Source organism: Pseudomonas sp. C5pp, from assembly GCF_000814065.1.
In the GTDB taxonomy this organism is placed as follows: Bacteria; Pseudomonadota; Gammaproteobacteria; order Pseudomonadales; family Pseudomonadaceae; genus Aquipseudomonas; species Aquipseudomonas asiatica.
This window is the reverse complement of the sequence record NZ_JWLN01000039.1, coordinates 18,421-40,167: the sequence shown is the minus strand read 5'-3', so window position 1 is coordinate 40,167 and position 21,747 is coordinate 18,421. Positions and strand designations below refer to the sequence as shown.

The window sequence follows — 21,747 nt, the reverse complement described above, 5'->3', positions numbered from 1 at the left end:
TGGGAGTAGATCCAGATCTATGATCTGAGCGGGAGAGTAATTGTAGCTCATAGAGCCTAAATCTCGTTCATCAAAGTGAGTGAAACTTTCCACTTGGCTACTTAAGTGAAAACGGTGAAATGCCATTTGCTCTCTCCCCATGTAGCGCTTCGCTGCATAAAGCTTGGCCCCTAATTCCAGAAGCTCTTTTATCGACACATCCCATTGTAGTGGTCTACTAACCCCGGACACCTTTTTAGGCGAAAATGGTCGCCACACAGAGGTGTTCGATGAGCAGACAACGACGTACTTTCACCCCCGAATTCAAGCGCGAGGCAGCCGGCCTGGTGCTCGACCAGAGCTATAGCCTTACTGAAGCCGCCCGGTCGCTCGACTTGGTTGAATCGGCGCTGCGCCGCTGGATGAATCAACTCCAGTCAGAACGTGGCGGTGCTACGCCAACGAGCAAGGCGCTGCCCCCCGAGCAGCAGAAGATCCAAGAGTTGGAAGCTCGGATCAACCGGCTGGAACGGGAGAAATCGATTTTAAAAAAGGCTACCGCGCTCTTGATGGCCGAGGAACACGAGCGCTCGCGTTGATTGATCAGCTCCGCCGCGAGGAGCCTGTCGAATTACTCTGCTCGGTGTTTGAAGTCACTCGCTCGTGTTACTACGCGCATTGCCATAAACGGCGATCTCCGGACGTTGCGCGACTGGCACTGCGCGTTCGGGTTAACGAGCTATTTACACAGAGCCGTAGTGCCGCAGGTAGTCGAACCATCATGTGCATGATGCGCGAAGAAGGCATTCAGATCGGCCGCTTCAAGGTGCGCAAGTTGATGCGCGAAATGAAGCTGATCAGTAAGCAACCGGGTTCACATGCCTACAAGAAGGCCACAGTAGAGCGCCCTGACATCCCGAACGTGCTGGAGCGCGCATTCGATGTTACGGCACCGAATCAAGCATGGTGCGGCGACATCACGTATGTGTGGGCTCAAGGCCAGTGGCACTATGTGGCGGCAGTTATCGACCTTTCTGCACGTCGCATGGTGGGCTGGGCGTTTTCACCCAAACCGGACAGCGAATTGGTCATCAAGGCGCTGGACATGGCGGACAAGCACCGCGGGCGGCCGCAGAATGTACTGTTTCACAGTGATCAGGGCAGCCAGTATGGCAGCCGAGCTTTTCGTCAGCGGTTGTGGCGTTACCGCTTCAAGCAAAGCATGAGCCGCAGAGGTAATTGCTTGGACAATGCGCCTATGGAGCGTTTGTTCCGCAGCCTGAAAACGGAGTGGGTGCCAAGTGTGGGCTACATGAGTGCTGCGCAGGCACAGCAGGACATCGGCAGGTTTCTGATGCAGCGCTACAACTGGGGGCGACCGCATCAGTTCAACGGTGGGTTACCTCCGGCGATTGCCGAGGAAAAACTTAATCCGGTGTCCGGGATTAGTTGACCACTACAAACCGAGATATCCCTAACCATATCCCTAAATCGCGTAGATGCCCAGAGACAAAAAGAGACAGACAGAAACAACAAAGCCCGCACTAGGCGGGCTTTGCGGGGCGTTTCGTAGACAGTCATAGACTTCTGGAAACTGGTCTCTGGTGCCGGAGACAGGAATCGAACCTGCGACCTTCGCGTTACGAGTGCGCTGCTCTACCGACTGAGCTACACCGGCGTGTAGCGCAACGTACCACTGCTCGCACCCGTTACGCAAACCCCTGTTTCCGCTAGTTTATTGCCCCACCCTCAAGGCGCCTTGCACCCCTTCGGCGCCAGGTCTTCCTCGATGTCGGTCGTACACGCCCACCCGCTAGCCGAACGCGTCAGGGTCAATGCCTTGCCCAGCGCATTGGCCGGCGCATCCACCAGCGTGCAAACGATGCTCCCGGTGCCTTCCGCCGCCTTGCCGCTAGCCGTGATCGCACAGTGCGCCGTCGCCGGCTGGCCGCCCAGCGCGGCCACATCCGGCACATCCTTCCCGTCATTCAACCGCAGGTCCATCGCGGTCTTCAGCGCGCTGATCTCCAGCAACCCGGCCGCGGCCTTGGAGCGTGACTGGTGGTTGGTGTACATCGGTAAGGCGATGGTCGCCAGAATGCCGATGATCGCGACGACGATCATCAGTTCGATCAGGGTGATACCGCGTTGCCCTTTCATGAACGTTTTCCTTTTTGATACGCGTACTCGTTGAGGTCAGGCTCGACCCCGGCTGGCAGCGGCGCAGTAGGCCTGAACAGACACCTTTTGTCACCCCTGCCCGCTTGGGCGTCGTCTTCGCTGAACTACTCTAGTGAGCATCTCGGACGCACGCCCTTGGATGGACACGGCAAGCTGTTTCCAGGCTTGTCACTTGGGCAGAAAAAGGACCTTGCATGACTCAATCCACACTCCTCTACACTTGGCACGGCACCGACGCCAACGGCGCGCCTGTCAGCGGGCAAACGTCCGGGCGCAGCCCGGCTTATGTGCGTGCCGGGCTTATCCGCCAGGGCATCAAGGTGGCCAGTTTGCGGCCTGCCGGTGGGCTGACGTTCAGTTTGCCGAAACGGCGGGCAAAGGCCGACCCGGCGGGGTTCAGCCGGCAGCTGGCGACCTTGCTCAAGGCCGGGGTGCCGCTGCTGCAGGCGTTCGAGGTGATGGGGCGCAGTGGCTGTGATGCGGCGCAGGCGGCGTTGCTGGATAGATTGAAACAGGATGTGGCCTCGGGCCTGGGGCTGGCGGATGCGTTGCAGCGCCACCCGGGCTGGTTCGATGCGTTGTACTGCAACCTGGTGCGGGTGGGGGAGCAGTCCGGCACGCTCGACCGGCAGCTGGAACAGTTGGCGGGCATGCTTGAGCAACGTCGGGTGCTGCACAAGAAGGTGCGCAAGGCGATGATCTACCCGTTGCTGCTGTTGCTGACGGGGTTAGGGGTGTCGGCGATCCTGTTGCTGGAGGTGATTCCGAAATTCGAGGGCATGTTCTCGGGCATGGGCGTGGCGTTGCCGGCATTTACCCAATGGGTGATCGACTTGTCCACAGGGCTGAGCCGCTTTGCGCCGCTGTTGCTGGTGATGGGCGTGGTGCTGGGTTTTGCCATGCGCCAGCTCTACCGGCAGCACGCGCCAGCGCGCCTGTGGATATCTCGCCGGGTGCTGGGCTTGCCGGTGTTCGGCACGCTGCTGGGGCAGGCGGCGCTGGCGCGGTTTGCGCGTAGCCTGGCAACGTCCTACGCCGCCGGGGTGCCGTTGCTGGATGCACTGGGCACGGTGGCCAAGGTCAGTGGCGGCGACCTGCACGAGCAGGCGGTGTTGCGGCTGCGCCAGGGCATGGCCAATGGGCAGGGGCTGCACCAGGCGATGGCCGCTGAGCCGCTGTTTCCGCCGCTGCTGGTGCAACTGACGGCCATCGGGGAATCCAGTGGCACGCTGGACCAGATGCTGGAAAAAGCCGCCAGCCATTACGAGGAACAGGTCAGCCAGGCGCTGGACCAGTTGACCAGCCTGCTGGAGCCGGCCATCGTGCTGGTCCTGGGCCTGCTGGTGGGCGGCCTGGTGGTGGCGATGTACCTGCCGATCTTCCAGTTGGGTAGCTTGATCTGAACATGACTTTATGGACTTTGCTGGCTGAGCAGCCGGCGTACTTTCTCACCCTGGCCACGGTGCTCGGCCTGCTGGTGGGCAGTTTTCTCAATGTGCTGGTGTACCGCCTGCCGATCATGCTGGAGCGGCAATGGCAGCGTGAGGCGCAGGAAATGCTGGAGTTGCCGATCACGCGGCACGAGCGTTTCGACCTGTGGCTACCCGCCTCGCGCTGCCCGCATTGTGCGCATCGGATTCGCGCATGGGAGAACATTCCGGTCATCAGCTACCTGGCCTTGCGCGGGCGTTGTTCAGCCTGCAAAACCCGCATCAGCCCGCGCTACCCGTTGGTGGAGGTGGCCAGCGCGCTGCTGTCGCTAGTGGTGGCCTGGCGCTTTGGTGTTTCGCCCGAGGCCTTGCTGGCGCTGCCGCTGACCTGGTGCCTGCTGGCCCTGAGCCTGATCGATGCCGAGCACCAGTTGCTGCCGGATGCGCTGGTGCTGCCGATGCTGTGGCTGGGGCTGATCGTCAACGCCTTTGGCCTCTACGTCCCGCTGACCAGTGCGTTGTGGGGCGCGGTGGCCGGATACCTCAGCCTGTGGACGGTGTACTGGGTGTTCAAGCTGGCCACTGGCAAGGAAGGCATGGGCTATGGCGACTTCAAGCTGATGGCGCTGATCGGGGCCTGGGGTGGCTGGCAGGTGTTGCCATTGACCTTGCTGTTGTCGTCAGTGGTCGGGGCGCTGGCTGGGCTGTGCCTGTTGCGCTTGCGCCGCCATGCGATGGGCACGGCGATCCCGTTTGGCCCCTATCTGGCGATTGCGGGGTGGATTGCCGTGCTCTGGGGTGATGAAATATACGCTTCATACACAAACCTGCTTGGATTCTGATGACCACTGCGGCCTTTACCCCCTGGATTCTCGGCCTGACCGGCGGCATTGGTAGCGGCAAGAGCGCCGCTGCCGAGCGTTTCGTCGAGCTTGGCGTGCACCTGGTCGATGCCGACCAGGCGGCGCGTTGGGTGGTCGAGCCTGGCCGCCCGGCCCTGGCCAGCATCGTCGAGCGCTTTGGCGCCGGCGTACTGCAGGCGGACGGCCAACTCGATCGTTCGGCACTGCGCCAGCTGATATTCGCCGACCCGGCGCAGCGCAAATGGCTGGAGCAATTGCTGCACCCGCTGATCGGGCAGGAGATTTTCAGCTACCTGGCCAAGGCGGAGTCGCCGTATGCGGTGTATGTGTCGCCGCTGCTGATCGAGTCGGGCCAGCACCAGAAAACCCAACGGGTGCTGGTGATCGATGCGCCGCAGGAGCTGCAGGTGGCGCGTACCCTGGCGCGTGACAACACCAGTGCCGAGCAGGTGCAGGCCATTCTCAAGGCCCAGCTGGCCCGTGAGGAGCGCCTGCGCCATGCCGATGATGTGGTGGTCAATGACGGCGACCTGGCCGCGCTGCATCAGCAGATTGACCGCCTGCACCACTTTTACCTGACTTTACGAGGAGGCCAGCCATGAGCCAGCCATTGACCGTCGATTGCCCGACCTGTGGCGCACCTGTGGAATGGAACGAGAAAAGCCCGTTCCGGCCGTTCTGTTCGGACCGTTGCAAACTGATCGACCTGGGGGCCTGGGCGGCGGAGGAGCACAAGATTCCGGGGGCGGAAGAGTCCGAGGATGAGCTGTACTCGGGGGATTTGGAGCCGCGGCATTGATCCGATAGCAAGGTGTCCTTCAGGGCCCTTTCGCGGGTGAACCCGCTCCTACAGAGACCTCACGGCTTTCAAGGCTGGTGCAATACCTGTGGGAGCGGGTTTACCCGCGAAAGGGCCAGTACAGCCGCCACAAAATCACCGCTCATCCTCCTTCCACGGCGCCTGCAGATACCGCGTGCGGTTGAAGGTTTCCAGCCACTCCGGGCAAAACACCACCAGCGCACTGATCACCGTGCCGTTGATGAACGCTTCGGGGAACATCATCAGCCACAGGTAGCCGACAAAATCGCTGAGCCACTCCGGCATGGCGAAGCGCCCGTCCAGCCACAACAGCCCCAACGCAGCCGACAGGCAGGCCAGCACGGTCAATGCCGCCGGGAAGAACCCTGAACAGAAGATATACACAAACAGGTTCCGCGGCTGGGCGCGCTCGACCCCTATCGCGCACGCCTCGGCGATCAGCACCGGCAGGCCAACCAGCAACAAGCCATTCACCCCCAGCGCCGCCAGGTCCTGACGCCCCAGCACCAGCAAACCGAGCTGGGCCATGAACCCGCCCAGCACCGCCAGTGGCCAGTCCAGCAACAGCGTGACCGCCGTCATGCCTATGAAGTGGTACGACACACCGGTATCGAAATCGCGCCGCACCAACCACAAGGCAAACAGGCAGAACACCGTGCCAAACAGCAGATGCTGGCGGCGCCGGTCGGTGAACAGCTCAACCCAGCGCACCTGGCTGACCGCCCAGATCAGCAACGGCACATATCCCAGCCAGCCAAGCGTAAGGGTGGTGCCCGACAACACCTGCGCGCTGATCACCTGACGAATGCCCCCTGCAGCCATGTGGATAAAGCCGAGTCTACACCCATTCTCCGTTTCATTCGGTTGCGCTAGGCTGGCACCCTCACTCGATGCAGGAAGCATTGCTCATGCCGGAAGGAATCAACCTCGCCCTGCTGCTGGCAGCAGCGCTCAACGCCATCATCGGCGTACTTCACCTGGTCATCATCGCCGTCGGGCCGCGCTGGTACCGTTTGTTCGGGGCCGGCGAGCGCATGGCCGTGGCCGCCGAAAACGGCCGCTGGTACCCAGGGCTGATCACCGCAGCCATCGCCTGCGCGCTGCTGGCCTGGTCGGGGTATGCGCTGTCAGCTGCCGGGGCCATCGGGCGGTTGCCCTTGCTGCTGCCGGCCATCTGCCTGATCACCTTGGTGTACCTGGCGCGCGGCCTGCTGGGGCCGATATTGCTGGCGGGTACCGGGCGCTCGCGGCGTTTCATCGTGGTCAGTTCGCTGATCTGCCTGGGGTTTGGCCTGGTGCACCTGCTTGGGGTGGTGCAGCAATGGCCAATACTGGGCTGATTTCTGCGCACAAACAGCATCTTATCGTCATCGATTAGCAGCTAAGCTTGTCTGCATGGATGACTCAGACTACCTGCGCCTGCTTACCATCCAGGCGGAACAAGCCAATGCCTTTCTCTCCAACGCCCGCAAGTGGGAGCGGGAGCGTTGGGTGTGCCAACGCCTGTTGCAGGGGCTGAACATCCCCTATCGCAGCGAGGACTTCACCCCGGCCGGGCAAGAACCGCCAGATGTGCTGTTCCGCGACGCGGCGTTCGAGGTGTTTTTCGTGCTCGACGAGGGCCGCCGGCTCAACGATGAATGGCGCGAAGAACTGCAGCGCCGGCGCAGTGCGTTTTCCCTGGCGCAACTGGTGCGCCGCGAAGCGCGCCCGCGGCGCATCAGTGCCACCGAGCTGCTGGGGCGGCTGGCGCCGACCTTGCGCAAGAAGGCGCACAACTACCGGGAACGCGGGCTGGAACTGAACGAGCTGGATATCATTGCCTTCGCCAGCCTCAAGCGCGAAGTGCTCGACCTCAATACCCATTTCCCGCCGCCCACCGAATATCTGCGCCAGGGCTGGCGCTCGCTGTCACTGGTCGGGCCGACATTTGCCCGGGTGCTGTTCGCCCACCCCGATGCGCCGGACTTCCTGCGCGGCAACCTGGGCCGCAGCATTGTGTTCGACGTGGGCATCAGTCTTTGATCCACTGCAGCGAGTGTTTGCGATGGCGTACACTCGGCGCCGGAGATAGAAAGCCTTATCATTTGTTTCAAGCGCTTGCGTGAACGCTGTAGCGTTTACGCAGTCCCAAACGTCTACCTGACGAGGCCCCACCATGACCAGCCGCCTGAATCCGGAAGATCAGCGTCGTGTCGATGAGTATCTGCGAGCCCCCCAGCACCAAGTCGAGCGCAGGCCCTTCCGGCCGTGGCTGCTCCTTGTGCTGGTGGTGGCCGTGACCATCGGGTTGGGTCTCATCAGCCGCCTGCTCAGTGGACTGGTGCTATGAGCTGCTTCGCGCTCGCCCTCCCCTCGTGCAGTTTGCGGCCGGCCCCCGGGGCCACGAATTCCGTAAACCTTATGAGATATCCCCATGACTCATCGCATCGTGATTGTCGGCGGCGGCGCCGGCGGCCTGGAACTGGCGACCCGCCTGGGTAAAAGCCTGGGCAAGCGCAAGCAGGCCGAGATCACCCTGGTCGACGCCAACCTCACGCACATCTGGAAGCCCCTGCTGCACGAAGTGGCCGCCGGCTCGCTGAACTCCTCGGAAGACGAACTGAACTACGTGGCCCAGGCCAAGTGGAACCACTTCAACTTCCAGTTGGGGCGCATGAGCGGCCTGGACCGTGAAGGCAAACAGATTCAACTGGCCGCCACCCTCGACGAAGAGGGCCGCGAGCTGCTGCCTGCGCGCACCTTGGGCTACGACACCCTGGTCATTGCCGTAGGTTCCAACACCAACGACTTCGGCACCTTGGGCGCGGCGCAGCACTGCCTGTTCCTCGACACCCGCAAGCAGGCCGAGCGTTTCCACCAGCAGTTGCTCAACCACTATCTGCGCGCCCATGCCGGTGACGTGGCGAGCGAGAAGATCAGCGTGGCCATTGTCGGTGCCGGTGCCACCGGTGTGGAACTGGCAGCCGAGCTGCATCACGCGGCCCACGAACTGGCGGCCTATGGCCTGGACCGCATCCAGCCCAAGGACATGCACATCACCATTATCGAGGCCGGCCCGCGCGTACTGCCGGCGCTGCCAGAGCGCATCAGCGTGCCGGTGCACAAGACCCTGGAAAAGCTCGGGGTGAAGGTGATGACCAATGCCGCCGTCAGTGAAGTGACCGAGGATGGCCTGAAAACCAAAGACGGTGAAGTGATCCAGGCTAGTTTGAAAGTGTGGGCGGCTGGTATCCGTGCGCCGGCGTTCCTCAAGGACATCGATGGCCTGGAAACCAACCGCATCAACCAGCTGGTGGTACGCCCTACCTTGCAGACCACGCGCGATGACAACATCTTTGCCTTCGGTGACTGCGCGGCCTGCCCGCAACCGGGTAGCGACCGCAACGTGCCGCCACGTGCCCAGGCGGCGCACCAGCAGGCTTCGATGCTGGCGCAGAGTTTGAAGGCGCGGCTGGAGAACAAGGCGCTGCCGACCTATGAGTACAAGGACTACGGTTCGCTGGTGTCGCTGTCGCGCTTCTCGGCGGTGGGCAACCTGATGGGTAACCTGATGGGCAGCGTGAAGCTGGAGGGCTGGCTGGCGCGGATGTTCTACGTGTCGCTGTACCGGATGCACCAGATGGCGTTGTACGGGTTCTTCCGTACGGCGTTGATGATGCTGGGTAGCAAGATTGGCCGGGGTACCGAGCCGCGCCTGAAATTGCACTGACAGACACCTGCATACCCTGTGGGAGCGGGTTTACCCGCGAATGCGATGGTGAACCTGCTGCCGCATTCGCGGGTGAACCCGCTCCCACACAGGGCTGTGTGGGCCCAAGAGCGCATTCTTGTGGGGTAAATTCAACGCAAAAAAAGGGCATCTCATGCGAGATGCCCTTTTTTTCATGGTGGGTCGTGTAGGATTCGAACCTACGACCAATTGGTTAAAAGCCAACTGCTCTACCAACTGAGCTAACGACCCGGAAATGGTCGGGGTGAGGGGATTCGAACTCCTGACATCCTGCTCCCAAAGCAGGCGCGCTACCGGACTGCGCTACACCCCGTGATACTTAAAGAAAAAGGGCATCTCACTGAGATGCCCTTTTTACATGGTGGGTCGTGTAGGATTCGAACCTACGACCAATTGGTTAAAAGCCAACTGCTCTACCAACTGAGCTAACGACCCGGAAAATGGTCGGGGTGAGGGGATTCGAACTCCTGACATCCTGCTCCCAAAGCAGGCGCGCTACCGGACTGCGCTACACCCCGAGATTGGCTCCGCGACCTGGACTCGAACCAGGGACCCAATGATTAACAGTCATTTGCTCTACCGACTGAGCTATCGCGGAACTGAACTTCGGTACATCTTTACAGCTTCGAAGCTTGTGTTAGCTTCGGTCTCTTTGGCTATCCGCTTTCGCGTTGCAGCTGCTGAGGCCGGCTATTCTACATTCTTCGTTTTCCTTGTCAACCACTTTTTTTCATTCAACTTACTGATTTGTAAGTTGTTTTGCGGTCACCGATGTTGCTGGTGATTCGCTTAGTGCCTGACAACGCGGCGTATATTAGGGGCACCCGATTTTAGATGCAAGCAAAAATTTCAAAAATTTCAGCTAGTTATCCAGGAAGCCGGAAAGGCCCGGATTTGCTGGGGCTGTGAGGGCCTCTTCGCGGGTAAACCCGCTCCCACAGGTACTGCACAGGCCTTTGAGCTGTAGGTAATCCTGTGGGAGCGGGTTTACCCGCGAAGGGGCCGGCACAGGCAAAAAAAGCCCCGCAGATGCGGGGCTCATGGTGAAACAGATCAGCCGAAGACGATTTCGTCGCCTTCCACCTTGGCGGTAATCGCCGTGCCCGGCATGAACTTGCCTGCCAGGATCAACTGCGCCAGCGGGTTCTCGATCCAGCGCTGGATCGCACGCTTCAGTGGCCGTGCACCGTATACCGGGTCGTAACCCACGGCAATCAGCTTGTCCAATGCCTCCGGGCTCAAGCTCAGCGACAGTTCGCGCTCCAGCAGACGGCTGCGCAGGCGGCCCAGCTGGATTTCGGTAATGCCGGCAATCTGCTCGCGGCCCAGTGGCTCGAACACCACCACTTCGTCGATACGGTTGATGAATTCCGGACGGAAATGCGAACCCACCGCATCCATCACCGCCGCACGCTGTGCCTCGCGGTCACCCACCAGTTCCTGGATCTGCGCCGAGCCCAGGTTGGAGGTCATCACAATCACGGTGTTGCGGAAGTCCACGGTGCGCCCGTGGCTGTCGGTCAGGCGGCCATCTTCCAGCACCTGCAGCAGCACGTTGAACACATCCGGGTGGGCCTTCTCCACCTCGTCCAGCAGCACCACCGAATATGGCTTGCGCCGTACCGCCTCGGTCAGGTAACCGCCCTCTTCATACCCCACATAGCCTGGTGGGGCACCGATCAGGCGAGCCACGGAATGCTTCTCCATGAACTCGGACATGTCGATGCGCACCATTGCCTCTTCGGTGTCGAACAGGAACTCGGCCAGCGCCTTGCACAGCTCGGTCTTGCCCACCCCGGTCGGGCCGAGGAACAGGAACGAACCACTCGGCCGGTTCGGGTCGGACAGCCCGGCACGCGAACGGCGCACCGCGTTGGCCACGGCGGTTACCGCCTCGTTCTGACCGATCACACGCTGGTGCAGCAGCTCTTCCATCTTCAGCAGCTTTTCACGCTCGCCTTCGAGCATCTTGGCCACCGGGATACCGGTCCACTTCGAGACCACTTCGGCAATTTCTTCCTCGGTGACCTTGTTGCGTAGCAACTGGTTTTCGGTCTTGCCGTGCTGGTCGACCATCTGCAGGCTGCGCTCCAGGTCCGGGATCACCCCGTACTGCAGCTCGGCCATGCGGCTCAGGTCGCCTTTGCGACGGGCGGTCTCCAGCTCCTGGCGGGCCTGCTCGATCTTTTGCTGGATCTGCGCCGAGCCCTGTACTTCGGCCTTCTCGGAAGCCCAGATTTCTTCCAGGTCGGCGTATTCCCGCTCCAACCGGTCGATTTCCTCGGTCAGTTTCTCCAGGCGTTTTTTCGCCGCTTCGTCTTCTTCCTTCTTCAGCGCCTGCGACTCCACCTTCAGCTGGATCAGGCGACGGTCGAGGCGGTCGAGCACTTCCGGCTTGGAGTCGATCTCCATGCGGATGCGGCTGGCCGCTTCGTCGATCAGGTCAATGGCCTTGTCCGGCAGCTGACGGTCGGTGATGTAGCGGTGGCTGAGCTTGGCCGCAGCAATGATGGCGCCGTCGGTGATGGCCACCTTGTGGTGCACTTCATAGCGCTCTTTCAGGCCCCGCAGGATGGCGATGGTGTCTTCCTCGCTCGGCTCCTCGACCAGCACCTTCTGGAAGCGGCGCTCCAGGGCAGCATCCTTTTCGATAAACTGGCGGTACTCGTTCAGCGTGGTGGCGCCAACGCAGTGCAGCTCGCCACGAGCCAGGGCCGGCTTGAGCATGTTGCCGGCGTCCATGGCGCCCTCGCCCTTGCCGGCGCCGACCATGGTGTGCAGTTCGTCGATGAACAGGATGATTTGGCCTTCCTGCTTGGACAGCTCGTTCAGCAGGCCTTTGAGGCGTTCTTCGAACTCGCCGCGGTACTTGGCACCGGCAATCAGCGCGCCCATGTCCAGCGCCAGCAGGCGCTTGCCCTTCAGGCCGTCCGGCACTTCACCATTGATGATGCGCTGGGCCAGGCCTTCGGCGATGGCGGTTTTACCTACGCCAGGCTCACCGATCAGCACCGGGTTGTTCTTGGTACGGCGTTGCAGCACCTGTACGGTACGGCGAATTTCGTCGTCACGGCCAATCACCGGGTCCAGCTTGCCTTCTTCGGCACGCTTGGTCAGGTCGACGGTGTACTTGTCCAGCGCCTGGCGCGATTCCTCGGCGTTGGCGTCATTGACCGCCGCACCGCCGCGCAGGTTGTTGATGGCGTTTTCCAGGGCCTTCTTGCTCACGCCCTGGCTCAACAACAGCTTGCCGAGCTTGCTGTTCTCGTCCATGGCAGCCAGCAGCACAAGTTCGCTGGAAATGAACTGGTCGCCCTTCTGCTGGGCCAGGCGGTCGGCCTGGTTGAGCAGGCGCGCCAGGTCCTGCGACATGTTTACGTCGCCGGTGGGGTTCTGGATTTTCGGCAGCTGGTCGAGTTCTTTCACCAGTGCCTGGCGCAGGCTGTTGATGTCGAAGCCTACCTGCATCAGCAGCGGCTTGATCGAACCGCCCTGCTGCTCGAGCAGTGCCTGCAACAGGTGCACCGGCTCGATGGCAGGGTGATCCATGCCAACCGCCAGGGATTGGGCATCGGATATCGCAAGCTGCAGCTTGCTGGTCAAACGGTCTATTCGCATGGGGGTACCTTCCTTTTAAAGGGCAGGTCGGAGCGATGGACAGCGCCTGTTTGTGAAGAAACCTGCCTGAGATGACCTTATAGATAAGGCTGATTCTGGAAGATTCAAGCGTAGCGGGGTTGACCAGGATCAACCTGTTGGATTAGTGCTGGGCCATTCGCAGGCATGCCCGCTCCCACAAGTACTGCTCCGCTCTCAGGGCCTGTGATTATCCTGTGGGAGCGGGTTCACCCGCGAAAAGGCCGATGCAGGCTAGCGCGGTTCCAGCCACACAAGGGAAGCAAAACGCCCCCCCTGCGGAGTACGGCGATAGGAGAAGAACCGCTCGTCGCTGACCGTGCACAAGCCACCGCCATGAACAGCAGTCACCCCACGCGCCGCCAAACGAATACGCGCCAGCTCATAGATGTCGGCCATCAACTTGCCCGGCCGGGCACCATCGACAAAGGCCCTGGCCGCTTCCGGGTGCACCGCCGTAAAGGCATCACGCACTTCCAGCCCCACTTCGAACGCCTGTGGGCCAATCGCCGGCCCCAGCCACACCAGCACCTCTTCGGGTGGCAGTGCCAGGCGATCCAAGGTGGCCTCCAGCACACCACCGGCCAGCCCGCGCCAGCCAGCATGCGCGGCCGCCACACGGGTACCGGCCCGGTCGCAGAACAGTGCTGGCAGGCAATCGGCAGTCATCACGGTGCAGGCAATGCCAGGCTGATCAGTCCAGCTGGCGTCGGCCTCGGCCACCACGGCCGGGTCGGCATTTGCTACCACCAGCCCATGCACCTGCTTGAGCCAGGCCGGCTGGATGGCGAATTCGTCGCTCAGGCGACGACGGTTTTCGGCCACCGCGGCAGGGTCGTCCCCTACATGGTCGCCAAGGTTGAAGGTTTCATAGGGCGGCAGGCTGACGCCGCCCTGGCGGGTGGTGACACAGGCGCGCACCGAGGCCGGGGCTGGCCAGTCGGGGAACAGCAGCGACTGAGTCAGGCCACTCATCCGATAAAGCTCTCGCGATCCTGGTTCAGCAGCGACAGCAACCAGACGAAGTCATCCGGCAGCGGCGATTCCCATTCCATGCGCTCACCGGTGGCCGGGTGTACCAGCGCCAGGAAGCGTGCGTGCAGGGCCTGACGCGGGAAGGTCTTCACCGCCTCGACCATGGTCGGGCTGGCTGCCGGCGGAATGCGGAAGCGGCCGCCGTAGGTCTGGTCGCCGACCAGCGGGTAGCCGACATGAGCCATGTGCACGCGGATCTGGTGGGTACGGCCGGTTTCCAGCTTCACCCGCACATGGGTGTGCGAGCGGAAGCGCTTGAGCACACGGTAGTGGCTGATCGCAGGCTTGCCGCCGTCGGTGACTGCCATGCGCTGGCGCATGCCGCCGTGGCGGCCGATGGGTGCGTCGATCTTGCCACCGGCAGTCACCACACCAACCACGATGCATTCATAAATGCGGCTGACCGAGCGCTTTTGCAGCTGGTCGACCAGGTTGGTCTGCGCCTGCAGGGTCTTGGCCACCACCATCAGGCCGGTGGTGTCCTTGTCCAGGCGGTGCACGATGCCGGCGCGCGGCACGTTGATGATGTCGGGCACATGGTGCAGCAGCGCGTTCAGCAAGGTGCCGCTGGCATGCCCGGCAGCCGGGTGCACAACCAGGCCGGCAGGCTTGTTGATCACCAGGATCTGGTCGTCTTCATAGACGATGTCCAGCGCGATGTCCTCGGCCTCCCACTCGCCCTGGGCCTCTTGCTCGGCCTCCAGGGCCAGCACGGCGCCACCATGGACGGTGTCACGCGGGCGCAGGACCGCGCCATCGACCGTCAGGCGGCCTTCTTTGATCCAGGTAGTCAGCCGCGAGCGCGAATACTCGTCGAACAATTGGGCGGCGACCTGGTCGAGGCGTTGACCGCCCAGTTCGGACGGGACCTCTGCGCTAAGTTGAATGATCTCGGACATGCTCGATTCGGCGGGCGCACAGCCTTTGGTTTCGGCTGCGAGCTTGTGGTTAAATACGGCTTCTTTTGTCCCGGGGTTGGCCGGGGCGCTCATCATAACAGGACGGCACCGCCCAAGACAGCGGCCGTCAAAGGGACGCAAGCCGCCATGCAAGTGAAACACCTGCTGCTGATCGCCATCCTCGGGCTCACCGCGGCCTGTTCCTCCAATAAGGAAGTGATCGACGAGAACCTCAGCGAGGCCGAGCTGTATCAGCAGGCGCAAGCTGACCTGGACAACTCCAGCTACACCAGCGCCGTGAACAAGCTCAAGGCCCTGGAGTCGCGCTACCCGTTCGGCCGCTATGCCGACCAGGCGCAGCTCGAGCTGATCTACGCCAACTACAAGAACTCCGAGCCCGAGGCTGCCAAGTCGGCTGCCGAGCGCTTCATCCGCCTGCACCCGCAGCACCCGAACGTCGACTACGCCTACTACCTCAAGGGCCTGACCTCGTTCGACCAGGACCGTGGCCTGGTGGCGCGCTTCCTGCCGCTGGACATGACCAAGCGTGACCCGGGTGCTGCCCGCGACTCGTACAACGAGTTCGCCCAGCTGACCAGCCGCTTCCCCAACAGCCGCTACGCCCCCGATGCCAAGCAGCGCATGATCTACCTGCGCAACCTGCTGGCCTCGTACGAAATCCATGTGGCCGACTACTACCTGAGCCGCCAGGCCTATGTAGCCGCCGCCAACCGTGGCCGCTACGTGGTGGAGAACTTCCAGGAAACCCCATCGGTCGGCGACGGCCTGGCGGTGATGGTCGAGGCGTACCAGAAGATGCACCTGGACGAACTGGCCGCCACCAGCCTGGAAACCCTCAAACTCAACTACCCGGACCACCCGAGCCTGGTAGATGGCGAGTTTCAGCCAAAGCAGACCGAGTCTGACGGCCGCGGCTGGCTGTCCAAGGCGACCCTGGGCCTGATCGAAACCGACACCCCGCTGCCACCGGGTGAAACCCGCGCCAACCAGGACGTGGTCAAGCAGTTCCAGGATGCACGTGACGAGATGCCGCGTGAGCTGCTGCCAACTGACGAGAACGGTGACCCGATCGTGCCGGAAGGGCCGAAGGAAGCCGAGAAGGACCGTTCCTGGTTCAGCTACATGACCTTTGGTCTGTTCGACTGATACGTGGCGGTACATGAAAGGGAGGCCCTGGGCCTCCCTTTTTTATTGGCCGCGTCCTAGACTGTCGGCTTCTTCAACCGACAAGCTGGACACCATGGTTCGCCTACTTTTCTGGATCGCCCTGATCGCCGCCGCGTTCTGGCTGTGGCGCAAGTTCAAAGCCAGCCAACAGTCGCACCCCGAGGCGAAGCTGGATGCGCCGCTGAAGATGGTGCGCTGCGCCCATTGCGGCGTGCACCTGCCCAATGACCGGGCATTGCAGCAGGGCAACGAGTGGTACTGCAGCCAGGCGCACCTGCAGCAGGGGCCTGGCCGCCAAGACTGAATACAGCCCCCGGTGGGAGCGGGTTCACCCGCGAATGCGTCGGTAGCTTCAATGCAGCATTCGCGGGTAAACCCGCTCCCACAGGTTGTGCGATGAATCCCCACATAACTTATCCCTCCCCGACCCTTTCACACCAATTACGACCCCTCCCCCGCCGCCAGCATTGACCCATCCCGGCAAAACTCGCTAAATCCTATTTATCCGCATAAATATGAAAAATAGCGAAATGCTCAAACCCAAACGCAAGCGCCAGAAGCTGTCCGATGTGATCGTCGAATCGGTCAAGCGCTCGATCGTCACCGAAGCGCTGCACCCCGGCGACCGCCTGCCCACCGAGCGCGAGCTGATGGAGCATTTCGAGTGCTCCAAGGGTACCGCCCGCGAAGCGCTCAAGGCCCTGGAGGTCGAGGGCCTGGTCAGCACCCGCACCGGCCCGAGCGGCGGCGCCTACCTCAACGAAGTGGGCACCGAACCTGCCAGCCGCGCGCTGCGCAACTACCTGCACTTCCAGCACCTGGACGGCGAACAGGTGTACCAGCTGCGCAAGGTCATCGAGGTGGAGCTGGCGGTATCGGTAATGGGCAAGCTGAGCGACGCCGACTACGCCGCGCTGCAGGCCAACATCGACTTCTGCAGCGCACCGGAAGACAGCGAAGAAGGCCAGCGCGAACAGCGCCTGGCGGAGCTGGAGTTCCACACCCTGCTGGCCGACCGCTGCCCCAACCCGCTGCTGCGTTTCATGGCGGTGTTCCTCAACGACCTGCTGCGCGACCTGGTGGTGCTGAAAAAGGCCTACCTGCCCAAGCGCCAGCAATTCGCCGCGGCCAACATCGCCTATCACAAGCAATTGCTGACCGCCCTGCGCGCCAGCGACGAGCCCGCTGTACGCCGGCTGATGCACGAACACATGTGCGACGCCGAACACCACATGACCGCGCTGGAAGGCGAGGTTGCCCGCAACTTCCTGCTGGAGTTCGAACACCACCACTGATCCGCCTGGAAAGAGGCCTGCACACAGGCCCGGCCGTACCCGCTTTGTCATTGCCACTCCTGCCTAATAACCACAACCAAGGAGTTACTCATGCAAAGACGTACCCTGCTCAAGGCAGGCCTTGCCCTGGGTGCCTTAGGTAGCCTCCCCCTGGGGGCGCACCGGGCATTCGCCGACCAACCATTGACCTTCTATGGGCTCAAGTCCATGTCTGGCGCCTTCGCCAGCTACGGCAAGTACGCCGACATGGGCTCACGCCTGGCCATCGCCGAATACCCGCAACTGCTCGGCCACCCGCTCAAGTACAAGGTCATCGACACCGAAGGCAACGCCGGCAAGGCGGTGCGCAAGGTGCAGGAAGCCATCGGCCAGGATGGAGCCCGCTTCTTCCAGGGCTGCACCCTGTCGTCCTCGGCATTGGCGGTGTCGAAGGAAATCCACAAGGCCGGCGGCGTGTTCATGACCCCGGTCGGCGCTGACGAAATCACCGGCAAGGACTGCAATGCCTCGACCTTCCGCTGGTCGGTGCCCACCTACGGCGCCATCCGCGAAACGCTGGGGCCGATGATCCGTCAGCTGCCACAGGCCAAGCGCTGGTACACCATCACCCCGCAATACGTGTTCGGCGATGCCCTGCTGGACAACGCCCGCAAGGTGTTCGCTGAGCTCGGAGTGGAACACATCGGCAACAGCTACCACTCGCTGCAGGAGCAGGAGTTTTCCGGCTACCTGACCAACGCCATCGCCGCCAAGCCCGACGTGCTGGTGCTACTCAACTTCGGCAGCCAGGCGTCCAACGCCCTGCGCCAGGCAGTGAACTTCGGCATCAAGGAGCGCATGAAAGTGCTGATTGTGTGGTCCGCCGGCCTCGATCAGTTCCAGGAGCTGGGCAGCGACGTGCTCGAAGGCGTGTACCTGGGCGCGCAGTACTGGCACCAGGTCGATACCCCACTGAACAAGCAACTGGTCGCTGCCACCCGCAAGGCCTATGGCATCAACCCCAACTACCCGCTGGCGGCCGACTACATCGGCACCAAGGTCATGCTCGAAGCCATCATCAAGGCCGGCAGCCTGGATGGCGCCGCCGTGTCCGCGGCGTTGCAGGGCATGCGCTTCCAGGGCCCGACCGGCGAAGAACTGATCCGCCCGGGCGACCACCAGGTGCTCAAGGATTACTACTTGCTGCGCGGCAAGCCCCAGGGGCAGATGCGCGACGAGGACGACCTGGCCGAAGTCATCAGCTCGGGCCGCTCGTTCGTCGAAGTCGACCACACCGGTTGCGCCCTGGCCTGAAGCCGCGGCGTCAGTCACAAACACTCGTACAGGCAGCCGCACCGCGCGCTGTCGAGGGCACGCTCATGCTCGATTTGTACCTGTTCCAACTGCTCAACGGCCTGGGCCTGGGGATGATCTACTTCCTCATTGCCGTGGGGCTGACGATCATTTTCGGCCTGCTCAACTTCGTCAACTTCGCCCACGGCGCGTTCTTCTTGCTGGGCGCCTACCTGTGCTACACCGCCGTGGCCATTACCGGCAACTTCTGGCTGGCCCTGCTGATCGCACCGCTGGTGGTGGCGGCGCTGGCCTGGGCGGTCGAGCGCCTGTTGATCAAGCGCATCTACCACCTGCCGCATACCTTCCAGATCCTCGTCACCCTCGGTATCGCGCTGATCATCCAGGAAGCCTCGGTACTGATCTGGGGCCCGGTGGGCAAGAACATCGCCGTGCCGCCGGAGCTGCGCGGGGTGCTGATCGTCGGTGACTTCATCTACCCCTACTACCGGCTGTTCCTGATCGGTTTCGCCGCGCTGATCGGCCTTGGCCTGTGGCTGCTGCTGGAGCGCACCCGCTTCGGCGCCCTGGTGCGGGCCGGCAGCGAAAGCACCGAAACCGTGTCGCTGCTGGGCACCAACATCTTCCGCCTGTTCTCCCTGACCTTCGCCCTGGGCGTGGGCCTGGCCGGCGTGGCGGGCGTGCTGTTCGCACCGCTGCGTGGCGCCCAGCCCTTCGTCGGCCCGGAAATCCTCGGCATCGCCTTCGTGGTGGTGGTGATCGGCGGCATGGGCTCGTTCGGCGGCGCCCTGGTCGGCGGCCTGCTGGTGGGTGTGGTGCAAAGCATGATGACCAGCCTCTGGCCGCAAGGCGCCAGCCTGATGATCTACGGCGCCATGGCCGCAGTGATCCTGGTCCGTCCCTATGGCCTGTTCGGGAGAGCCTGAGATGAGCGAGAAAAACCCATTGCCAGTCGCCAAGGGCCGCGCCCCGGCCCTGCTGTTGCTGGTGGTCGCCAGCCTGGTGGCGCTGCCGCTGCTGCTGCCATCGGCCACCCTGGCCACCGAGATCCTGATCTTTGCCCTGGCGGCGCTGGCCTGCAACCTGCTGCTCGGCTACACCGGCCTGCTATCGTTCGGCCAGGGCATCTTCTTTGGCGTAGGCGCCTATGGCGCGGCACTGCTGATGATCCACCTGCAGTGGGGCATGTTCGCCGCGCTGCTTGGCGCAGCCGTGTTCGGTGCCTTCCTGGCGCTGCTGGTAGGCGCCCTGGCGATCCGCCGCACGGGTATCTACTTCGTCATGCTGACCCTGGCCTTCAGCCAGATGGCCTACTTCCTTGCCTACACCCTCAGCGGCTGGACCGGCGGTGACAACGGCCTGCTCGATGTGCCCCGGCCCAACATCGAAATCGCCGGCCATGTGCTGGTCGACCTGGCCGACCCACGGCACTTCTATGTGTTCGTCGCGGTGCTGTTCCTGCTGATCTTTGCCGGCGCCCTGCGGGTGATCCGTTCGCCATTCGGCAGCACCCTGCTGGCCATCCGCGAAAACGAGACCCGCGCCGCAGCCATCGGCTACGACACCCGTCACTTCAAGATCCTGGTGTTCATGCTGTCGGGCGCCATCACCGGTATCGCCGGGGCGCTATACGCCATGCTGCTGCACTTTGCGCCGCTGTCGAACATCGACCTGATGATGAGCGAGAACATCCTGATCATGACCATCGTCGGTGGCACCGGCTCGCTGTTCGGCTCGCTGCTGGGGGCCGGCGCCATCGTGCTGCTGGGCGATGTGCTGTCGGAGCTGTGGCCGCGCTGGCTGATGCTGCTGGGGGTGATCCTGATCCTGGTGGTGGTGTTCATGCGTGGCGGCTTGTGGGGCGGCCTGGCCGAACTGGGCAAGCGCCTGCTGGCTAACCGCAATGCCAATGACAAACCCCAGGCCAAGACCAAGGAGACCCTGTGATGAGCGACTACCTCCTGGAAACCCGCCAGCTGGAGCTGGCCTACGGGCCGTTCAAGGCGGTTGCGGGTGTCGACCTCAAGGTTCGCGCCGGCTCCATCCACACCATCATCGGCCCCAACGGCGCCGGCAAGACCAGCCTGTTCCACTGCCTGACCGGCGAGCGCCAGGCCACCGCGGGCAAGATCCTGTTCAACGGCCAGGACATCATCCGCAAGCCGTCCCACGGACGCGTGGCGCTGGGCATGGCCCGTTCGTTCCAGCTCACCAGTCTGTTCCAGAACCTGTCGGTGCGCGAGAACCTGCGCCTGGCCGCCCAGGGCCGCGATGGCCTGGGTGCGCTGAACTTCTGGCGCAGCGTCGAGCACAAGCGCAGCCACTGGGACACCGCCGACCAGGTGCTGGAGCGCCTGAAGCTTGCCGCCCGCGCCGAGACCCTGGCCGGCGAGCTGTCGCACGGCCAGCAACGGGTGCTGGAGGTGGGCATGTCGATCTGCGCCAAACCCACCCTGCTGATGCTCGACGAACCCACTTCGGGCATGGGGATCGACGACATCCCGGTGATGACCGACTTGATCAGCGACCTCGGCCGCGACCACACCGTGCTGCTGATCGAGCACAACATGAGCATCGTCATGTCGATCAGCCAGCGCATCACGGTGATGAGCCACGGCCAGATCCTGGTCGAGGGTACCCCTGAACAGGTGCGCAACGACGAGCGTGTCCGCACCGCCTACCTTGGAGAGGCCGCCTGATGCTCAACGTCGATTCGATCCATTCCTACTACGACAAGAGCCATGTGCTCGAAGGCGTCTCGCTCAAGGTCGAGGCTGGCGAACTGGTGACCCTGCTGGGGCGCAACGGCGCCGGCAAGACCACCACCTTGCGCAGCATCCTCGGCATCGTCCGCCCACGGCAGGGGCAGATCAGCTTCAACGGCCAGCAACTGGTCGGCCGCGAAATCTTCGATATCGCCCGGCTCGGCATTGCCCTGGTGCCGGAGCACCGCGGCATCTTTCGCCAGCTCAGCGTTGAGGAGAACCTGAGGATTGCCGTTCGCAAGGACAGCCGCTGGCAGCTGGAAGACGTGTACAGCATGTTCCCGCGGCTGAAGGAACGGCACCGCAACGGCGGTTTCGCCCTGTCCGGCGGCGAGCAGCAGATGCTGGCCATCGCCCGCGCCCTGCTCAACGGCCCCAAGCTGCTGATCCTCGATGAGCCCACCGAAGGCCTGGCCCCGGTGATCGTCGACGAATTGGTGAGGATTCTGCGGCGGATCAAGGACGAAGGCCTGTCGATCCTGCTGGTGGAACAGAACCTGATGGTCTGCGACGCCCTCGCTGACCGCCACTACGTGCTGGAACAGGGCCGCGTCGCCTACCAGGGCAGTGCGGCGCAGTTCCGCGAGGATCCGAGCATCAAGAACCGTTACCTGGCCCTTAGTGCCTGAC

22 protein-coding genes and 6 tRNA genes are annotated in these 21,747 nt (G+C 62.7%); 17 read left to right on the top strand and 11 right to left on the bottom strand.

The annotated features are described in order from the left end of the window. Positions 1-269 precede the first annotated feature (269 nt). A protein-coding gene (locus RR51_RS29690; protein ID WP_152619936.1) for an IS3 family transposase occupies positions 270-1,432 on the top strand; the annotation gives its coding sequence in 2 pieces (ribosomal slippage) (positions 270-525 and positions 525-1,432; 1,164 coding nt in all). Between the two features lie 149 nt (positions 1,433-1,581). Here RR51_RS29690 and RR51_RS24580 read toward each other — a convergent pair. Together RR51_RS24580 and RR51_RS24575 are read right to left on the bottom strand one after the other, a co-directional pair. Next, positions 1,582-1,657 (bottom strand) — tRNA-Thr (locus tag RR51_RS24580). 71 nt (positions 1,658-1,728) lie between these two features. Beyond that, a complete protein-coding gene (locus RR51_RS24575; protein ID WP_039614958.1) occupies positions 1,729-2,139 on the bottom strand; it encodes a pilin in 411 nt (136 codons plus the stop codon). Positions 2,140-2,354: 215 nt separating this feature from the next. Between RR51_RS24575 and RR51_RS24570 the strand changes: the two genes are divergently transcribed. Genes RR51_RS24570 through yacG form a run of 4 tightly spaced genes read left to right on the top strand, consistent with a single transcriptional unit; the run spans position 2,355 to position 5,252 of the window. Next, a complete protein-coding gene (locus tag RR51_RS24570; RefSeq protein ID WP_039614957.1) occupies positions 2,355-3,563 on the top strand; it encodes a type II secretion system F family protein in 1,209 nt (402 codons plus the stop codon). Positions 3,564-3,565: 2 nt separating this feature from the next. After that, complete coding sequence (locus RR51_RS24565; protein WP_039614956.1) at positions 3,566-4,432, top strand: prepilin peptidase; 867 nt, start codon at positions 3,566-3,568, stop codon at positions 4,430-4,432. After that, entirely contained in the window at positions 4,432-5,055 is a 624-nt protein-coding gene (gene coaE, locus RR51_RS24560; RefSeq protein WP_013970769.1) for a dephospho-CoA kinase, read from the top strand. The genes RR51_RS24565 and coaE overlap by 1 nt, the downstream gene beginning before the upstream one ends. Then, entirely contained in the window at positions 5,052-5,252 is a 201-nt protein-coding gene (yacG, locus tag RR51_RS24555; RefSeq protein WP_003260624.1) for a DNA gyrase inhibitor YacG, read from the top strand. The genes coaE and yacG overlap by 4 nt, the downstream gene beginning before the upstream one ends. A 135-nt stretch (positions 5,253-5,387) precedes the next feature. Here yacG and RR51_RS24550 read toward each other — a convergent pair whose 3' ends face one another. Then, positions 5,388-6,095, bottom strand: a complete 708-nt coding sequence (locus tag RR51_RS24550; protein WP_039614955.1) for an energy-coupling factor ABC transporter permease — start codon at positions 6,093-6,095, stop codon at positions 5,388-5,390. A gap of 86 nt (positions 6,096-6,181) precedes the next feature. Here RR51_RS24550 and RR51_RS24545 point away from each other — a divergent pair, with 86 nt between their 5' ends. The 4 genes from RR51_RS24545 (at position 6,182) to RR51_RS24530 (ending at position 8,985) form a co-directional block, all read left to right on the top strand. Continuing rightward, positions 6,182-6,613 (top strand): hypothetical protein, encoded by a 432-nt coding sequence (locus RR51_RS24545; RefSeq protein ID WP_039614954.1) that lies wholly within the window; start codon positions 6,182-6,184, stop codon positions 6,611-6,613. Positions 6,614-6,668: 55 nt separating this feature from the next. Further along, entirely contained in the window at positions 6,669-7,298 is a 630-nt protein-coding gene (locus RR51_RS24540; RefSeq protein WP_013970766.1) for a DUF1780 domain-containing protein, read from the top strand. A gap of 133 nt (positions 7,299-7,431) precedes the next feature. Next, positions 7,432-7,605, top strand: a complete 174-nt coding sequence (locus RR51_RS24535) for a DUF3094 family protein (protein ID WP_013970765.1) — start codon at positions 7,432-7,434, stop codon at positions 7,603-7,605. Between the two features lie 84 nt (positions 7,606-7,689). Beyond that, complete coding sequence (locus RR51_RS24530; protein WP_003260618.1) at positions 7,690-8,985, top strand: NAD(P)/FAD-dependent oxidoreductase; 1,296 nt, start codon at positions 7,690-7,692, stop codon at positions 8,983-8,985. A 176-nt stretch (positions 8,986-9,161) separates the two neighbouring features. On the opposite strand, the gene RR51_RS24525 is transcribed toward RR51_RS24530, so the two are convergent. From RR51_RS24525 to rluD, 8 genes are all read right to left on the bottom strand, one after another. Then, a tRNA-Lys gene (locus RR51_RS24525) sits at positions 9,162-9,237 on the bottom strand. Positions 9,238-9,242: 5 nt separating this feature from the next. After that, positions 9,243-9,319, bottom strand: a tRNA-Pro gene (locus RR51_RS24520). 46 nt (positions 9,320-9,365) lie between these two features. Further along, a tRNA-Lys gene (locus tag RR51_RS24515) sits at positions 9,366-9,441 on the bottom strand. A gap of 6 nt (positions 9,442-9,447) precedes the next feature. Next, positions 9,448-9,524 (bottom strand) — tRNA-Pro (locus tag RR51_RS24510). Positions 9,525-9,528: 4 nt separating this feature from the next. Continuing rightward, positions 9,529-9,604, bottom strand: a tRNA-Asn gene (locus tag RR51_RS24505). A 455-nt stretch (positions 9,605-10,059) separates the two neighbouring features. Beyond that, entirely contained in the window at positions 10,060-12,624 is a 2,565-nt protein-coding gene (clpB, locus tag RR51_RS24500; RefSeq protein WP_015268858.1) for an ATP-dependent chaperone ClpB, read from the bottom strand. Between the two features lie 252 nt (positions 12,625-12,876). Then, complete coding sequence (gene pgeF / locus RR51_RS24495) at positions 12,877-13,617, bottom strand: peptidoglycan editing factor PgeF (protein WP_015268857.1); 741 nt, start codon at positions 13,615-13,617, stop codon at positions 12,877-12,879. Beyond that, positions 13,614-14,576: a 23S rRNA pseudouridine(1911/1915/1917) synthase RluD gene (gene rluD / locus RR51_RS24490; RefSeq protein WP_003258205.1), complete on the bottom strand. Its 963-nt coding sequence runs from the start codon at positions 14,574-14,576 to the stop codon at positions 13,614-13,616. Before rluD ends, pgeF begins: the two co-directional genes overlap by 4 nt. Positions 14,577-14,723: 147 nt before the next feature. On the opposite strand from rluD, the gene RR51_RS24485 reads away from it, so the two are divergent. The 8 genes from RR51_RS24485 (at position 14,724) to RR51_RS24450 (ending at position 21,746) form a co-directional block, all read left to right on the top strand. Continuing rightward, positions 14,724-15,743: an outer membrane protein assembly factor BamD gene (locus tag RR51_RS24485; protein WP_015268855.1), complete on the top strand. Its 1,020-nt coding sequence runs from the start codon at positions 14,724-14,726 to the stop codon at positions 15,741-15,743. Positions 15,744-15,837: 94 nt separating this feature from the next. Beyond that, the gene (locus RR51_RS24480; protein ID WP_013970760.1) at positions 15,838-16,068 is read left to right on the top strand and encodes a PP0621 family protein; all 231 of its coding nucleotides are present in this window, start codon (positions 15,838-15,840) and stop codon (positions 16,066-16,068) included. Positions 16,069-16,294: 226 nt separating this feature from the next. Then, positions 16,295-17,059 carry a FadR/GntR family transcriptional regulator gene (locus RR51_RS24475; RefSeq protein WP_023382451.1) on the top strand — a complete coding sequence of 255 codons (765 nt, stop codon included), beginning with the start codon at positions 16,295-16,297 and terminating at the stop codon, positions 17,057-17,059. A 90-nt stretch (positions 17,060-17,149) separates the two neighbouring features. Further along, on the top strand, positions 17,150-18,352 hold the full coding sequence (locus tag RR51_RS24470) for an ABC transporter substrate-binding protein (RefSeq protein ID WP_039614953.1): 1,203 nt from the start codon (positions 17,150-17,152) through the stop codon (positions 18,350-18,352). A gap of 65 nt (positions 18,353-18,417) precedes the next feature. Next, a complete protein-coding gene (locus RR51_RS24465; RefSeq protein WP_039614952.1) occupies positions 18,418-19,278 on the top strand; it encodes a branched-chain amino acid ABC transporter permease in 861 nt (286 codons plus the stop codon). Position 19,279: 1 nt separating this feature from the next. Further along, a complete protein-coding gene (locus RR51_RS24460; RefSeq protein WP_039614951.1) occupies positions 19,280-20,299 on the top strand; it encodes a branched-chain amino acid ABC transporter permease in 1,020 nt (339 codons plus the stop codon). Then, positions 20,299-21,051, top strand: a complete 753-nt coding sequence (locus tag RR51_RS24455) for an ABC transporter ATP-binding protein (RefSeq protein ID WP_039614950.1) — start codon at positions 20,299-20,301, stop codon at positions 21,049-21,051. Before RR51_RS24460 ends, RR51_RS24455 begins: the two co-directional genes overlap by 1 nt. Next, positions 21,051-21,746, top strand: a complete 696-nt coding sequence (locus tag RR51_RS24450) for an ABC transporter ATP-binding protein (protein WP_039614949.1) — start codon at positions 21,051-21,053, stop codon at positions 21,744-21,746. Before RR51_RS24455 ends, RR51_RS24450 begins: the two co-directional genes overlap by 1 nt. The last annotated feature ends 1 nt before the right edge of the window (position 21,747 follow it).

Excerpts from the sequence above, each read along its gene's own strand:
- RR51_RS24575 (WP_039614958.1), bottom strand. The coding sequence starts at position 2,139 with ATGAAAGGGCAACGCGGTATCACCCTGATCGAACTGATGATCGTCGTC.
- RR51_RS24570 (WP_039614957.1), top strand. The coding sequence starts at position 2,355 with ATGACTCAATCCACACTCCTCTACACTTGGCACGGCACCGACGCCAAC.
- RR51_RS24565 (WP_039614956.1), top strand. The coding sequence starts at position 3,566 with ATGACTTTATGGACTTTGCTGGCTGAGCAGCCGGCGTACTTTCTCACC.
- coaE (WP_013970769.1), top strand. The coding sequence starts at position 4,432 with ATGACCACTGCGGCCTTTACCCCCTGGATTCTCGGCCTGACCGGCGGC.
- yacG (WP_003260624.1), top strand. The coding sequence starts at position 5,052 with ATGAGCCAGCCATTGACCGTCGATTGCCCGACCTGTGGCGCACCTGTG.
- RR51_RS24550 (WP_039614955.1), bottom strand. The coding sequence starts at position 6,095 with ATGGCTGCAGGGGGCATTCGTCAGGTGATCAGCGCGCAGGTGTTGTCG.
- RR51_RS24545 (WP_039614954.1), top strand. The coding sequence starts at position 6,182 with ATGCCGGAAGGAATCAACCTCGCCCTGCTGCTGGCAGCAGCGCTCAAC.
- RR51_RS24540 (WP_013970766.1), top strand. The coding sequence starts at position 6,669 with ATGGATGACTCAGACTACCTGCGCCTGCTTACCATCCAGGCGGAACAA.
- RR51_RS24535 (WP_013970765.1), top strand. The coding sequence starts at position 7,432 with ATGACCAGCCGCCTGAATCCGGAAGATCAGCGTCGTGTCGATGAGTAT.
- RR51_RS24530 (WP_003260618.1), top strand. The coding sequence starts at position 7,690 with ATGACTCATCGCATCGTGATTGTCGGCGGCGGCGCCGGCGGCCTGGAA.
- clpB (WP_015268858.1), bottom strand. The coding sequence starts at position 12,624 with ATGCGAATAGACCGTTTGACCAGCAAGCTGCAGCTTGCGATATCCGAT.
- pgeF (WP_015268857.1), bottom strand. The coding sequence starts at position 13,617 with ATGAGTGGCCTGACTCAGTCGCTGCTGTTCCCCGACTGGCCAGCCCCG.
- rluD (WP_003258205.1), bottom strand. The coding sequence starts at position 14,576 with ATGTCCGAGATCATTCAACTTAGCGCAGAGGTCCCGTCCGAACTGGGC.
- RR51_RS24485 (WP_015268855.1), top strand. The coding sequence starts at position 14,724 with ATGCAAGTGAAACACCTGCTGCTGATCGCCATCCTCGGGCTCACCGCG.
- RR51_RS24480 (WP_013970760.1), top strand. The coding sequence starts at position 15,838 with ATGGTTCGCCTACTTTTCTGGATCGCCCTGATCGCCGCCGCGTTCTGG.
- RR51_RS24475 (WP_023382451.1), top strand. The coding sequence starts at position 16,295 with ATGCTCAAACCCAAACGCAAGCGCCAGAAGCTGTCCGATGTGATCGTC.
- RR51_RS24470 (WP_039614953.1), top strand. The coding sequence starts at position 17,150 with ATGCAAAGACGTACCCTGCTCAAGGCAGGCCTTGCCCTGGGTGCCTTA.
- RR51_RS24465 (WP_039614952.1), top strand. The coding sequence starts at position 18,418 with ATGCTCGATTTGTACCTGTTCCAACTGCTCAACGGCCTGGGCCTGGGG.
- RR51_RS24460 (WP_039614951.1), top strand. The coding sequence starts at position 19,280 with ATGAGCGAGAAAAACCCATTGCCAGTCGCCAAGGGCCGCGCCCCGGCC.
- RR51_RS24455 (WP_039614950.1), top strand. The coding sequence starts at position 20,299 with ATGAGCGACTACCTCCTGGAAACCCGCCAGCTGGAGCTGGCCTACGGG.
- RR51_RS24450 (WP_039614949.1), top strand. The coding sequence starts at position 21,051 with ATGCTCAACGTCGATTCGATCCATTCCTACTACGACAAGAGCCATGTG.